Raw genomic sequence first — 15073 nt, 5'->3', positions numbered from 1 at the left:
CGGCGATAATTATGGATTTTTCACTTCTTCTGGTGGTGGCCGTGGCCATCACAGGGCTGATCTGGCTGCTCGATATGGTCTGGTGGCGTCCGGTGCGTCAACAGCGTCTGGCCGCCGTCGAGGCGGGTACCACCGAGGGGCTCGACCAGACCGCCCGCGAGCGCGCCATGAAGGAGCCATGGCCGGTCGACTATGCGCGCTCCTTCTTCCCGGTGTTGCTGGTGGTGCTGCTGCTGAGAAGCTTTCTGGTAGAGCCCTTCCAGATTCCTTCCGGTTCCATGCGCCCCACGCTGGAGGTGGGCGATTTCATTCTGGTCAACAAGTACGCCTACGGCTTGCGTCTGCCGGTGACCCACACCCGCATCGTCGAGGTGGGCGAGCCGCAGCGTGGCGATGTCATGGTGTTTCGCTTTCCCAGCGAACCCTCGGTGAATTTCATCAAGCGTGTGGTGGGCTTGCCCGGCGATACCGTGCGTTACGAGGACAAGCAACTGTTCGTCAATGGCGAGCCCGTGCCTAAGCGCCTGCTGGACGAAGCGCCTGTCTCGGCGCCTGGCGAATGGCTGTTGGAAGAGCGACTGGGCGAGGTCAGCCATCATATCTACAATAATCCACGTGACCCGGGCCCCCGCGTGCGTGAAATCGTCGTGCCCGACGGACACTACTTCACCATGGGTGACAACCGCGACCACTCCAACGACAGCCGCTACTGGGGCTTCGTGCCCGAGGAGAACGTCGTCGGGCGGGCGTTTGCCGTGTGGATGCACTGGGATGGTGGTCTACCGAGCTTCACCCAGGTTCGCCGCATCCATTGATGGATCAGAAATAACAGGAATTTCGTGAGCAAATCCTTTTCCGCCTTTAGCCGACGCATCGGTTATACCTTTCGCGACATCGCCTTGCTGGAACTGGCCATGACCCATCGCAGCTTCGGGGGCCAGAACAACGAACGGCTGGAGTTCCTCGGCGACTCCATCGTCAATTTCGTCATCGCAGAGGCGCTCTACGCGCGTTTTCCTCAGGCCCGCGAAGGGCAGTTGTCGCGGCTCCGTGCCCGCCTGGTGCGTGGCCAGACCTTGGCCGAGCTGGCCCGTGAGATGTCCTTCGGTGAATGCTTGCGCCTGGGCTCCGGCGAGATGAAGAGTGGCGGGCATCGGCGCGACTCGATCCTGGCCGATGCGGTCGAAGCCGTACTGGGCGCGATTTACCTCGATGCCGGCATGGACGTGGCGCGTGCCCGTGTGCTGGCTTGGTATGCCGAGCGTCTGGAATCGATCGATCTGCAGGATACCCAGAAGGACCCCAAGACACGGTTGCAGGAGTTCCTGCAGTCGCGTCAGTCGCCTCTACCGCGCTATGAAGTGGTGTCGGTGGAGGGCGAAGCTCATGACCAGACCTTCACCGTGGAGTGCCACATCGAGCTGCTCGACTCGCACACCTTGGGCACCGGTTCCAGCCGTCGCCATGCCGAGCAGCAAGCCGCCGAACTTGCCTTGCTTCAGCTCGAAAACCAGAAAGGGGCCAGCTCATGAGCGAGACCTGTGGCTTCGTGGCCATCGTCGGTCGTCCCAATGTCGGCAAGTCGACCCTGATGAATCGCATCCTCGGGCAAAAGATCTCGATCACCTCGCGTCGGCCCCAGACTACCCGACACCAGGTCATGGGCATCAAGACTGAGGGGGAAGCACAGTTCGTCTACGTCGACACTCCGGGCATCCACATCCTCGGGCGTGACCGCAACAAGGCGATCAACCGCTTCATGAACCAGGCGGCCACCCAAGCCCTGCGCGACGTGAACTGCGTGGTATTCATCATCGACCGCACGCGCTGGACCGACGAGGACCAGGTGGTCCTCTCGCGCCTGGAGCACGTCGAGGCGCCGGTGATTCTCGCCGTCAACAAGGTCGACAGACTCGAGGACAAGAGCACGCTGCTGCCCTGGCTCGCCGAGGTGGGGGCACGGCGCGAGTTCGCCGCCATCATCCCCATTTCCGCCAAGCATGGCACCAACGTGCCCGAGCTCGAGGCGGAGGTGGCCAAGCACCTGCCCGAGAGTATTCATTACTTTCCCGACGACCAGATCACCGACAAGAGCCAGCGCTTCCTCGCGGCGGAACTGGTGCGCGAGAAAATCATGCGCCAGCTCGGCGACGAACTGCCCTACCAGGTCACGGTAGAGATCGAGGAGTTCCGCGACGAGGGCAAGGTGATCCACATCAGTGCTCTGATCCTGGTGGAGCGTCCCGGACAGAAAAAGATTCTCATCGGCGACAAGGGCGAACGGATCAAGAGCATTGGCCGCGAGGCACGGCTCGACATGGAACGCGCGCTGGACGCCAAGGTCATGCTCAACCTGTGGGTCAAGGTGAAGCGTGGCTGGTCGGACGATGAGAGAGCCCTGAAGAGTCTGGGCTACGACCTCGACTGAACTCGCCCCTAACTGGCAAGCGCCCGATCTCATGCAGCCGCAGCCGGCCTTCCTCCTGCATAAGCGTCCCTATCGCGAGACCAGCGCGCTGGTCGAGCTGCTTACCCTTGAGCATGGCCGCGTGCGAGCGGTGGCCCAGGGCGTGCAGCGCCCGGGCTCGCGCTCCCGCGGTCGGCTGCAGCCCTTCGCTCCGTTGCATGTCACCTGGGTGGGGGAAGGGGAACTAAAACGCCTGAGGTTGATGGAGAGCCGTGGAGCGGCGGCGTTGCTTGCCGGTGAAGGCCTGCTATGCGGGCTCTATGCCAACGAGCTGTTGACGCGGACGCTGCCAGTCGAGCTACCGGCGGCGGAGGTCTTCGCCTTCTATACGGCGCTGCTCGAGGCGCTGCCGCGTCCTGATGGCCGTGCCGTGGCGCTGCGGCGCCTGGAGTTCTCTCTGCTCGACATGCTGGATGCCGCGCCACGCTTTACCACACCGGAGGGCGGCGAACTCGACCCTCACGGCCGTTATCGCTTCGATGCGTCCTCACGGGCCTTCGTGCCTGGTGAGCCGGGGCTCGACGGTCGCACCCTGCGTTTGTTGGCCGGGGGCGACTGGACGGCGCCGGGCCTGGCCGGTCCGGCCAAGGCAATTGCGCGTGCGGCGCTAGCCCCTTTGCTCGGCTCGCGGCCGTTGCGCTCGCGCGAGCTGATGCGTCAACTTGCCGAACGGCGCCGTTCCCCCTCACACTGATTGCCACTTCCTCGACCCGTAGCTGGAGAGTCTCATGCATCCCCCGCGCATTCTGCTTGGCGTCAATATCGACCACATTGCCACGTTGCGTCAGGCACGCGGCACGCGCTATCCCGACCCTGTCCAGGCGGCGCTATTGGCTGAAGAGGCGGGAGCCGATGGCATCACCATTCATCTGCGTGAGGATCGGCGGCACATTCAGGAACGCGACGTGCGCCTGCTGGCCGAGGTGCTCAATACCCGCATGAACCTGGAGATGGCCGTCACCGAAGAGATGCTGGCGCTGGCCGAGGAGGTCCGTCCGGCGCATGTATGTCTGGTGCCGGAGAAGCGCGAGGAATTGACCACCGAGGGCGGTCTGGATGTGGTGGGCAATTTCGATGCGATTGCGGATGCCTGTCGGCGTCTGGCGGCGGCAGGCTGCGAGGTGTCGCTGTTCATCGATCCCGAGCCGAGCCAGATCGAGGCCTCCAGGCGTGCCGGGGCGCCGGTAATCGAGCTGCACACAGGGGCCTATGCCGAATGTACGGGGCAGGCGGCCCGCGAGGAGCATGCACGTCTGTCAGCGGCAACCGAGATGGCGCTGGAACTGGGGCTCACGGTCAATGCCGGGCATGGCCTGCATTACCACAATGTCGAGGCCATCGCGGCGATCCCGGGGCTGCACGAACTTAATATCGGCCATGCCATCATCGCCCGCGCGTTGTTCGTCGGGCTCAAGGAGGCCGTGGCCGAGATGAAGCGGCTGATGATCGCCGGTCAGGAGGCAGGCTTCATCGCCTCGCTGGAGGAGCACGACCACGACCACGATGAACACGATCACTGACCATTACCGTCATCGGCACTGAGCATGCCAGGATGGTGCGCTTCGAAGCCGCCGTCCTTCATCTGTCCTTGAGTGGTGTGGCCGAGCTGGCAATGGTCGTGTCGGATGGCGTTTTTCGATGCGTGGCGTGCCATTCGCGCAGGCGTCCGATGGCCTGGAACAGGTCTTCGGTCAATGGCTCGATGTCAGCCATGCCGCGTGAGCGCAATCGGGTCTCCAGGGTTTCTGCCACCAGCGCGAGGGCGGGGGCACCGCAGTACCGGCAAGCGCCGTTGAGCGCATGCACGGCATCCAGCAGTGCCTCGGGGTCTCCGGCGGAGAGTGCGCTCTGCATGTCGCTCACGGTATCCGGCAGTGAAGCGACCAGTTCGTCCAGCAGCTCGTATGCCAGGCTCTCGTTGCCGTTCGCCAAGCGCGTACCTAGGTCCATGTCGACCACTGCCAGCTCACTGGCCAGCGAGGGGGCGGTTTCCTGCGCCGCAGGCGACTTGGCAGCTGCGGCGGGCGCTGGCACGTGACCGATGTAACGCTGGAGAAGAGCCTCCAGCCGGTTGGAGTCCACCGGCTTGGCCAGCACTTCCGGCATGCCCGCTTCCCGCAGCCGCTCGCGTTCGCTGTCGTGAGCATGTGCCGTGACGGCAATGATCGGGCAGTGAGTCCAGTGTCCTCCCAGCCTGCGCAGTGCGCGAGTGGTTTCGATGCCGTCCATGCCTGGCATGCGAATGTCCATCAACACCAGATGAAAGGCAGGACCTTCGGCCAGTGCCAGGGCTTCCTCGCCACTGCCGGCTTCGACCAGCTCGAGGCCGGGGCGTTGCAGCAATTCCCGCAGTAGGCGGCGATTGATAGTGTTGTCGTCGACAATCAGGACCCGGGGCTGATCCCTTTCCTGGGCGTTGGGGAGCCGTTGCACCGCACTGCATCGACGCAGGGCATCGGCCAGCGCCTGACGTGAGACCGGCTTGCAGAGAATCTCGCAGCCGCTCGGCAGATGCAGGTCGGGCAGGTCCAGCGGTGCCATGTTGACCAGCAGCAGCACCGGACAGGGGCTGGCCTGAAGCCTTCTTCGCCACTCATCGAGCCGCGTTTCATTGAGTTCGCTGGGCAGGGCGGCTACCAGCAGGGACGGGTAGGGAGGCGTCAGCTCCGGCTGGCGAAGTTCTTCAACCTTGCCACCCCAGAGCGTGAGTAGATGATTGAGGGCATGTCGGGTCGGGGCGTGAGGTTCATGCAGCGCGACCCGGTCGTGGTCGAGGATGGCCTCGGGTTCTATCTCGCTACTGCCGACCACATCCAAGGGTAGTGTGAAAGAGAAGGTCGAGCCCCGTGAGGGTTCGCTCTCCACGGTGATCTGCCCACCCATCTGCTCGACCAACTGTCGACTGATGGCCAGGCCCAGCCCCGAACCACCGTAATGGCGCGAGTGGCTGGCTGCCGCCTGTCGGAAGGCCTGGAACAGGTTGTGCTGCTCCTGCGGGGTGAGTCCGATGCCGGTATCGCTGATGCTGACGCGAAGGAGAACGCGACCCTGGGTGTTCTGCTCTTCGACCATGACCCGTACGATGACTTCGCCCTGTTCGGTGAACTTGAGCGCATTGTGGGTCAGGTTGGTGAGGACCTGGCGGATGCGCAGCGGATCGCCACGCAATGGAGAGGGGACGTCGTCGTAGACCAGGCCTAGCAGGTGCAGTCCCTTTTGGTGGGCCAAGGGCGCTTGTAGCCCAAGCGCCTCGTCGACCAGCGACACCATGTCCAATTCAGCGCGATCCAGCTCGAGTCGGCCAGCTTCCATGCGCGAGAAGTCGAGCACGTCATTGACCAGGGCGAGCAGATTGTCGCAGGCGATCTGCACTTGATCGAGCCATTCGCGCTGGCGCGGTTCCAGGCGCGAACGTCCCAGCAGGCGGCAGAAGCCGACGATGCCGTTGAGCGGCGTGCGGATCTCGTGGCTCATGCTGGCAAGGAATTCGGATTTGATGCGGTTGGCTTCGAGCGCCCTGCGGTGAGCCAGGTCGAGTTCGATGTTCTTGATCTCGATGGTTTCCATCGACTCTTCCAACTCGGCGGTGGTCTGCTCGATCTGGCGCTGCATGTTCTCGCGTGACTGCCTCATTTCGTCGCCCAGCGCATTCACATGGCGGGCCAGGCGGCGCAGTTCGGGCGGGCCTTCCTCGGGTAGGTGAGTCTCGAGATCGCCACCGCGCAGGCGTCTGAGTACCTCGGCAGCATCGTCCAGGCTGGTATCCACCCGACGGCCGAGCGCCGAGGCGATCACGAACAGCAGCAGCCCGAGGATCAGCAGTCCCAGCCCGGTGGTGGCGAGGCGCCGATAGTAGTCGAGGGTAAGAGCGCGACTGTCGATGTCGAGTTCCAGCCAGGCCCTGCTGACCACGCTGCCTGCCAGCTCGTCTGGCTCGAGCGGCATCAGCAACTGCCACAGGTCGCTGCTGGTATCGAGATGTCGTGCTTGTGGCGGGGTGATCGCAATCTGGGCACGACTGCGGCCCAGTTCGAGTTGGATCGTGTCGCTGTCGGAATAGATCCCCACACCACGTGCCTCGTCAATGTTCAGCAGGCGCCTGGCCATGCCGTCCAGTCGTGAGGATTCATTGGCGTATATGGCCATGGCCATCTCGGGGGCTTGCTGCTCGACGGCAGTGATGACTCGATCGCGCAAGGCCGATTTGCGCCATTCGGTATCCAGGTGCAGCGCGAAAACCGCCACGACCAGCAGTACCAGCAGAGGGAGACACAGTATCCACAGTGTCAGGCGATTTCCGAGCGACATCGACTTTCCTTGGTTACGAGCCCTGTATTCAGTATGCCACATTGGCGGAGCCTGCCTGTCCAGTGAATGGCGGCACGGATATACTAACGAAAAGACCTTACTCTAAGGACGGTTACATGCAGTTTCCTACCATTGAGGATATCGTTGGGCATACGCCGTTGATCCGCCTCAAGCGCATTACGGCGGGTCGCAACAACACTCTGCTCGCCAAGCTGGAGGGCAACAACCCTGCCGGCTCGGTCAAGGATCGCCCAGCGTTGTCGATGCTGGAGCAGGCCGAAGCACGCGGCGACATCTCGCCAGGCGATACCCTGATCGAGGCGACGTCGGGCAACACTGGCATTGCCTTGGCCATGGCTGCGACGATCAAGGATTACCGCATGATCCTGATCATGCCGGAGAGCGCCTCGAGCGAGCGCAAGCAGGCCATGGCGGCCTATGGTGCCAAGCTGATCACGGTCAGCAAGGAGGGCGGCATGGAGGAGGCGCGTGATCTGGCCGAGACGATGATCGCGCGTGGCGAAGGCAAGCCGCTCAACCAGTTCGCCAACCCCGACAATCCGCTGGCGCACTATCGCAGTACCGGTCCCGAGCTCTGGGAGCAGACCGGCGGGACGATTACCCACTTCGTCAGCTCCATGGGTACCACCGGCACTATCATGGGGGTATCGGCGTACCTCAAGGAGCGCAATCCCGCTGTCCAGATCATCGGTCTGCAGCCGGAGGATGGCGCCAGCATTGCCGGTATCCGTCGCTGGCCCAAGGAGTACCTGCCCAGTATCTTCGATGCCACCCGGGTCGATCGCGTGCTCGACATCGGCCAGCATGAAGCCGAGGAGCACATGCGTCGTCTGGCGCGGGAGGAGGGTATCCTTGCGGGTGTTTCTTCCGGGGGGGCCCTTGCCGGGGCGTTGCGCATCGCCGAGGAGGTCGAAAACGCCGCGATCGTGTTCATCGTCTGTGACCGTGGCGACCGCTATCTCTCGACCGGGCTGTTCGCCCCGGAGGCTTGAGGTGGCAATGCTTGGCAAGCGACGTCCGGCGCGCCAACGCTCCGGCGTTTCCGGGCTACACAAGCGCACGAACGAAGCGACGCCCATAGCGACAAGGGCCGAGGATGACGCCGTCGCCATCGAGCGTCTTGCCCATGACGGCCGGGGCGTGGCCCGTTCGACCAACGGCAAGACCCTGTTCGTCGAGGGGGCGCTGCCCGGCGAGCGTGTCGAGGTGGCGGTACATCGCACTCGCAAGCGCTACGACGAGGCACATGTCCGCGAGTTGCTCGAACCGGCTGGCGAGAGAGTCGTGCCCCCCTGTAACCACTACGGCCAGTGCGGTGGCTGCGACCTGCAGCACCTTGCCGTCGAGGCCCAGCGTGAGCACAAGCGTCGGGTACTCGTCGACCTGCTGGAGCGGGAGGGTATCGAATTACCGACGTCTCCCGGGTTGCTGGCGGCGGAGCCGCTTGGTTATCGCCGTCGCGCCCGCCTTGGCGTCAAGGTGGATGCCGAAGGCGGCGTGCATCTCGGCTTTCGTGCACGTCACGCCAGTCGTCTGGTCGATATCCAAACCTGCGAGATACTGCAGCCGGAGCTGTCGGCGCTGATCGGGCCGCTGCGGGCGTTGCTCTGCGAACTCGACGCGCCGCGCTTGGTAGGGCACCTGGAGCTGATCGCCGCCGATGCGGCCCGCGTCGTGGTGGTGCGTCAATTGCGGGACAGACAAGCCGACCTGCAACGTTGGCGTGCGTTCGGTGAAGCCCATGGCATTGCCGTAGCCTGGCTGCTGGGGCGCGAAACTCCGACCCTGGAGTGGCTGGGCGAAGCGCCGTCGCTCACTTATCGGCTGTGGGGAGGCGAAGGGGAGCTAGAGCTGGGTTTCGCGCCGGGCGATTTCGTGCAGGTCAACGAGTCGGTCAATCGTGCCATGGTCGCTACGGTGCGCGAGTGGCTGGCGCCGCGCTCTGGCCAACATCCCTTGGGTCAACGCCTCTTGGATCTGTTCGCCGGTATCGGCAACTTCAGCCTGCCGCTTGCGGCCGACGGAGCCGCGGTAACGGCGGTGGAAGGCAATCCCGATATGGTGGACCGGCTGCATGGCAATGCCGGCAGGAATGGACTCGACATCGAGGCGCTACAGCTCGATCTCAACGACGAGGCGGCTGTGGCGCAGCTCGTGGCACGCCTTTCACCCGCGACGGTCGTGCTCGACCCACCGCGTGACGGAGCCGATGCGGTATGCCGGGCACTGGCCGAACGACCCGTGCCGCGGCTGGTCTACATAGCCTGTGATCCTGCCACGCTGGCACGCGATGCGGCACGACTCGTGCATGGCGGTTATCGCATCGTGCGGGTGGCGGTGGCCGATATGTTCGTGCACACCTCGCACTTGGAATCGTTGCTGTTGCTCGAGCACGGTGCAGGCCAGCCGCTATCGCAAGGAGTCTAGAAAAATGGTGAAAGTCCGCGACGACCAGCCGATGACCGACGATGGGGATGTCGATATCGGCCACTGGCTGGAGCGTCTCCAGGAAGACGTCAAGCTGCGCGATCCCGGTGAGATGCGCGAAGCTTGCGAGCTGGCCAAGCACCTGTCGCAGGAAGCCGACCGTCCGCACAAGGCCTGGCTGCCCCAGGACACCACCTACCGCATGGGCCTCGAGATGGCGGACATTCTGGCCCTGCTCAAGCTCGATCAGACGGCCCTCGAGGCGGCGGTGCTCTACCGTGCTGTGCGCGAGGGCCTGATTTCGGTCGAGTCCGTGGCGCGGCGGTTCGGCAAGGAAGTGGCACACCTGATCGAGGGTGTGCTGCAGATGGCAGCCATTAGCAACGCCCAGGTTCCCAGCCAGGGGCTGGTGCAGCACGACCAGCAGGACAACTTGCGCAAGATGTTGGTCACCATGATCGACGACGTGCGTGTGGCGCTGATCAAGATCGCCGAACGCACCTGTGCTCTGCGCCAAGTCAAGGATGCCCCGCGTGAGAAACGCCTGCAGGTGGCTCGAGAGGTGTTCGACATCTACGCCCCGTTGGCCCATCGCCTGGGCATCGGTCAGGTCAAGTGGGAACTCGAGGATCTCTCCTTCCGCTACCTGCACGAGGATGACTACAAGGCGATTGCCCGCCAACTGGCCGAGAAGCGGCTGGATCGCGATCGCTATATCCATGATGTGGTCGAAACCCTCAAAGGCATGCTCGAGACCCAGGGCATCACCGAGTACGAGGTCAATGGCCGCGCCAAGCATATCTACTCGATCTGGCGCAAGATGAAGCGCAAGCGTATCGACTTCGCCCAGGTCAACGACGTGCGCGCCGTACGTATTCTGGTGCCGGAGGTGGCCGACTGCTACACCGTGTTGGGGCTGGTCCACTCGCGTTGGCACCATGTGCCCAACGAGTTCGACGACTACATCGCTAACCCCAAGAAGAACGGCTATCAGTCGCTGCACACCGCCGTGTTGGGGCCGGAGAACAAGGTACTCGAAATTCAGATCCGCACCTTTGCCATGCACGACGAGGCGGAACTGGGCGTTTGCGCTCACTGGCGCTACAAGGGGCACGATACCGGCGGCAAGAGTTCCAGTTACGAAGAGAAGATCGCCTGGCTGCGCCAGGTACTCGAATGGCAGGATGAGGTCGGTGATTTCGGCGATCTGCGCGAAGGGTTGTCCAGCGACGTAGCCCCAGACCGTATCTACGTCTTCACGCCGGACGGCCACGTCATCGACCTGCCGCGTATCGCCACGCCTATCGATTTCGCCTATCGAGTGCATACCGAGGTCGGTCATCGCTGCCGCGGGGCCAAGGTCGACGGCCGCATCGTGCCGCTCACCTATAAGCTGAAGACCGGCCAGCAGGTCGAGATTCTCACCGCCAGCAAGGGTGGACCCAGCCGCGACTGGCTCAATCCCAGCCTCGGTTACGTGCGCACCTCGCGGGCGCGAACCAAGATTCAGTCTTGGTTCAAGCACCAGGCCCGCGAGCAGAACATGGAAGAGGGCAAGGTGCTGTTCGAGCGCGAGATGCGTCGCCTCGACGTGGAGGACATGGATCTCGATACCCTGGCGCACAAGGTCAACTATCAGAGCCCCGAGGACATGTACGCCGCGCTCGGAGCCGGTGACCTGCGCATCGGGCAGGTGCTGCACCAGGCCCAGCAGCTGTTCGGCGAGACCGACGACCAGGAGCAGCTCGACCGTCTGCTGGCCAAGCCGCGACGCGATACGGGGAAAGGTGCGACAAGCGATATTACCGTGCTGGGCGTGGGCAACCTCAAGACCAGCATGGCCAACTGCTGCCATCCGGTGCCTGGCGAGCCGATTGTAGGCTTCATCACCCAGGGGCGCGGCGTCACCGTGCATCGCCAGGATTGCCCCAATATCCTGCAGCTGCGCATCGACGAGCCGCAGCGGGTCATCGAAGTGGAGTGGGGCCAGCGCGCCCGCACCCAATACCCCGTGGACATCGAGATCCAGGCCTGGGACCGCTCCGGCCTGCTGCGTGACGTGACGGGCATTCTCGGCAATGAAAAGGTCAACGTGCTGTCGGTCAATACCCTGACCGATACCAGCGATGGCATCGCCCGGATGCGCATTACCGTGGAAGTCGATGGACTGGAGATGCTGGGTAGGCTCTTTTCACGCATCCAGCAGCTGTCCAACGTGATCGAGGTCCAGCGCCTGCGCACCGGAGCCAAGGCGATGAAACGCAAGGGGAGTGGCACATGAGTGAAGCCCGACATGGCATCGACGACCTGCTGATGCTGATGGCCGTGCTGCGTGATCCCGAGCAGGGTTGCCCATGGGATCTCAAGCAGGACTGGGATAGCATCGTGCCGCATACCCTGGAAGAGGCCTATGAGGTGGCCGATGCCATCGAGCGTCGGGCCTTCGACGAGCTGCCGGGTGAACTCGGCGACCTGCTGTTCCAGGTGGTCTACTACAGTCAGTTCGCTCGTGAGGAGAAGCGCTTCGATTTTCACGATGTGGTGCATACCCTGACGGCCAAGATGGTTCGCCGCCATCCGCATGTGTTTCCCGATGGCACCCTGGCGTCGCGCCGCCCCGCGGGCGTCAGTGCCGAGCAAGTGGAGACCCGGCAAGTCAATAGCCGCTGGGAGTCGCTCAAGGCGGAGGAGCGAGCCGGGCGGACCGAGGCCAGCGTCTCGGTGCTCGACGATGTGCCACGCACGCTACCGGCACTGTCGCGTGCCGCCAAGCTCTCCAAGCGCGCGGCCCGAGTGGGCTTCGACTGGCCCGACGCCACGGGAGTGATCGACAAGATTCGCGAAGAGCTCGACGAGGTCGAGCAGGCCCTGGCTGAGGGCGACCACCGACATGCAGCGGAAGAAGTGGGGGACCTGCTGTTCGCCGTGACCAACCTGGCGCGCACTCTCAAGGCCGATCCCGAGCAGTGCCTGCGCGAGACCAATGCCAAGTTCGAGCGGCGCTTTCGCCATGTCGAGGCGGCACTGGCCGAGCGCGGCATGACCACGCGCGACGTCGACCTCGACACCATGGAGGGTTACTGGCAGCAGGCCAAGCGGCTCGAGGCAGCAACGACCGATACGTCAGGACATTCCGAATCGACTTCAGGAGGAGATCGGCCATGAGTGGCGATCTGCACGAATCCCTACGTGACAACGTACGCATCCTCGGCGACAGCCTGGGCCGCACCATCGCCGATGATCTGGGCAAGAGCTTCGTCGACCGCATCGAGACCATCCGCGGCCTGGCCAAGAGCGGCCGGCAGGGAGACGTGCAGAGCAGCCGCGAGCTGATCGAATATCTGCGCAAGCTGCCCGATCGCGACCTGCTGCCGGTGACGCGTGCCTTCAACCAGTTCCTCAACCTGGCCAACATCGCCGAGCAGCACTACCGGGCGCGCTTTCGTCGCGTGGAAGACTACAAGCCCGGTTCGCAACCGGTGCTTTCCGATCTGCTCCAGCGTGCCCGCGATGCCGGCCATGCGCCACGCAAGCTGGTCGAGAGCCTGGCCAGCATGCGCGTCGAACTGGTGCTGACCGCGCACCCCACCGAGGTCATCCGGCGCACCCTGATCCAGAAGTACGACGCCATCGACGAGTGCCTCACCATCATCGAGTCCTCACTCGACTACCCCGAGCGGGCCAGCCGCGCCCGTGGCCGTCTCGAAGAGCTGATCAGTCAGGCCTGGCACACCGACGAGATCCGTCATGAGCGGCCTACGCCGGTGGACGAGGCCAAGTGGGGCTTTGCTGTGATCGAAAACTCGCTGTGGCAGGCGGTCCCTGCGTTCCACCGCGATCTCGACAGCCTGCTGCTCGAGTGTGCCGGCGAACGGTTGCCGCTGGATGCCGCACCGCTCGTCTTCGCCTCGTGGATGGGCGGCGACCGCGACGGCAATCCCAATGTCACCTCGCGGGTCACCCGCGAGGTGCTGCTGCTGGGACGCTGGATGGCGGCGGATCTCTACCTGCGTGACCTGGAACAGCTCAAGGCCGAGCTCTCCATGTGGAAATGCAACAGCGCGCTGCGCGCCGAGGTGGGTAACGTCGCCGAGCCCTACCGCGAGCTGCTCAAGCGTCTGCTGCAGAGGGTCGAGGCGACTCGCGACTGGGCCAAGGCCCAGCTCGACGGACGCAGTTACGAGGGTGGTCCGATCATCGAGAACAGCGATCAGCTCTATGCGCCGCTGCTCACCTGTTATCGCTCGCTGTGCGATGTCGGCCTCGACACCATCGCCAACGGCGCACTGCTCGACACGTTGCGTCGGGTGGCAGTATTCGGCGTAACCCTGACCAAGCTCGACATCCGCCAGGAAGCGAGCCGTCACGCCATGGTCATGGAAGAGCTGACCCAGACCCTGGGCCTCGGTCACTACCGCGACTGGAGCGAGGAGCAGCGCCAGGCCTTCCTGCTGGCCGAGCTCGAGTCGCGCCGGCCGCTGATTCCAAGGCGCTGGGAGTGCTCGGCCGAGACACGCGAGGTGCTGGATACCTTCCTGGTCATTGCCAACGAGCAGTCCGAAGCGCTGGGTACCTATATCATTTCCATGGCCGGGCAGCCTTCCGACGTGCTCACCGTCGCCCTGCTGATGAAGGAGGTGGGGGGTGTCGTCTCGCTACCTATCGCGCCGTTGTTCGAAACCCTCGACGACCTCAACCGAGCCGGCGACGTGATCGGTCGGCTGCTGGCGCTGCCGGGCTACCGGGCGCTGGCCGGCGAGCGCCAGGAGGTGATGATCGGCTACTCCGATTCGGCCAAGGATGCCGGCCAACTGGCAGCGGCCTGGGCGCAATATCGGGCCCAGGAGCGTCTGGTCGAGGTGTGCCGTGACCACGGCGTTGCCTTGACTCTGTTCCACGGTCGCGGCGGAGCAGTGGGGCGCGGTGGCGGTCCGGCCTATGCGGCCATCCTCTCGCAGCCGCCGGGTTCGGTGAACGGCAGCCTGCGCGTCACCGAGCAGGGCGAGATGATTCGCTTCAAGTTCGGTCAGCCCGATATTGCCCTGCGCTCGATGGAGATCTATGCCTGTGCGGTACTGGAGGCGACCCTGCTGCCGCCTCCGGCGCCTGAACCGCATTGGCGTGCGGAGATGGATCGGCTGGCCGAGACCGCCCATTGCGCCTATGTCGGCGTGGTGCGCGAAGATCCCGATTTCGTGCCTTATTTCCGCGCAGTGACACCGGAGGGCGTGCTGGGGCATCTGCCGCTGGGCTCACGCCCGACCAAGCGTCGCCAGGATGGTGGGGTGGAAACGCTGCGTGCGATCCCCTGGATCTTTGCCTGGACCCAGATCCGTCTCATGCTGCCGGCCTGGCTGGGCAGCGGCGAAGCCTTCTCGGCGCGCATTGAGGAGGAGGGTGGTCTCGAGGTGCTGCGAGAGATGCGCGATCGCTGGCCCTTCTTCGGTACCTACCTGGACATGCTGGAGATGCTGCTGGCCAAGGCCGACGTAGGCATCGCCTCCTACTACGAGCAGCGTCTGGTCGACGAACCGGCCCTCAAGGAACTGGGTGCCGAGCTGCGTCAGCGCTTCACTCAACTGCAGTCGGTGGTGCTGGAGATTCTCGACCAGCCGCAACTGTTGGAGCAGACACCGCTGATCCGCCAGGCCATCGAGGTGCGCAACCCCTACATTGATCCGCTGCATGGCCTGCAGGCCGAGCTGCTGCAGCGTAACCGCGACGCCGACGGCGCGATCAGCGGCGAACTCTCGCGTGCGCTGATGGTGACCATGGCGGGCATCGCCGCAGGCCTGCGCAACACAGGCTAACAGTCACTGCGCTTGGCCACACCTTGTCAGAGTGAAACGC

General features: G+C 64.0%; 11 protein-coding genes. 10 read left to right on the top strand and 1 reads right to left on the bottom strand.

Features of this window, described 5'->3' with window-relative positions; genetic code table 11:
- The first annotated feature begins 11 nt into the window (after positions 1–11).
- Genes lepB through pdxJ form a run of 5 tightly spaced genes read left to right on the top strand, consistent with a single transcriptional unit; the run spans position 12 to position 3987 of the window.
- Positions 12–815 carry a signal peptidase I gene (gene lepB, locus HOP51_RS07815; protein ID WP_234273385.1) on the top strand — a complete coding sequence of 268 codons (804 nt, stop codon included), beginning with the start codon at positions 12–14 and terminating at the stop codon, positions 813–815.
- A gap of 24 nt (positions 816–839) precedes the next feature.
- Positions 840–1532, top strand: coding sequence for a ribonuclease III (gene rnc / locus HOP51_RS07810; protein ID WP_234273384.1), 693 nt, complete (start codon positions 840–842; stop codon positions 1530–1532).
- A complete protein-coding gene (gene era / locus HOP51_RS07805) occupies positions 1529–2428 on the top strand; it encodes a GTPase Era (RefSeq protein ID WP_234273383.1) in 900 nt (299 codons plus the stop codon). The genes rnc and era overlap by 4 nt, the downstream gene beginning before the upstream one ends.
- Positions 2429–2459: 31 nt before the next feature.
- Complete coding sequence (gene recO, locus HOP51_RS07800) at positions 2460–3161, top strand: DNA repair protein RecO (protein ID WP_234273382.1); 702 nt, start codon at positions 2460–2462, stop codon at positions 3159–3161.
- Positions 3162–3195: 34 nt separating this feature from the next.
- On the top strand, positions 3196–3987 hold the full coding sequence (gene pdxJ, locus HOP51_RS07795; protein ID WP_234273381.1) for a pyridoxine 5'-phosphate synthase: 792 nt from the start codon (positions 3196–3198) through the stop codon (positions 3985–3987).
- 58 nt (positions 3988–4045) lie between these two features.
- Here the strand turns inward: pdxJ and HOP51_RS07790 are convergent, their stop codons facing one another.
- A complete protein-coding gene (locus tag HOP51_RS07790) occupies positions 4046–6775 on the bottom strand; it encodes an ATP-binding protein (protein WP_234273380.1) in 2730 nt (909 codons plus the stop codon).
- Positions 6776–6891: 116 nt separating this feature from the next.
- Here HOP51_RS07790 and cysM point away from each other — a divergent pair, with 116 nt between their 5' ends.
- The 5 genes from cysM to ppc are packed head-to-tail and all read left to right on the top strand — an operon-like array spanning position 6892 to position 15033.
- Complete coding sequence (cysM, locus tag HOP51_RS07785; protein WP_234273379.1) at positions 6892–7788, top strand: cysteine synthase CysM; 897 nt, start codon at positions 6892–6894, stop codon at positions 7786–7788.
- Between the two features lies 1 nt (position 7789).
- Positions 7790–9223 (top strand): TRAM domain-containing protein, encoded by a 1434-nt coding sequence (locus tag HOP51_RS07780; protein ID WP_234273378.1) that lies wholly within the window; start codon positions 7790–7792, stop codon positions 9221–9223.
- A gap of 4 nt (positions 9224–9227) precedes the next feature.
- On the top strand, positions 9228–11504 hold the full coding sequence (gene relA / locus HOP51_RS07775; RefSeq protein WP_234273377.1) for a GTP diphosphokinase: 2277 nt from the start codon (positions 9228–9230) through the stop codon (positions 11502–11504).
- Entirely contained in the window at positions 11501–12388 is an 888-nt protein-coding gene (gene mazG / locus HOP51_RS07770; RefSeq protein ID WP_234273376.1) for a nucleoside triphosphate pyrophosphohydrolase, read from the top strand. The genes relA and mazG overlap by 4 nt, the downstream gene beginning before the upstream one ends.
- Entirely contained in the window at positions 12385–15033 is a 2649-nt protein-coding gene (gene ppc, locus HOP51_RS07765; protein ID WP_234273375.1) for a phosphoenolpyruvate carboxylase, read from the top strand. Before mazG ends, ppc begins: the two co-directional genes overlap by 4 nt.
- Positions 15034–15073 lie beyond the last annotated feature (40 nt).

It is taken from the genome of Billgrantia zhangzhouensis (assembly GCF_021404465.1).
GTDB classification, from domain to species: Bacteria; Pseudomonadota; Gammaproteobacteria; order Pseudomonadales; family Halomonadaceae; genus Halomonas; species Halomonas zhangzhouensis.
This window is presented reverse-complemented; position numbering and strand designations above follow the sequence as displayed.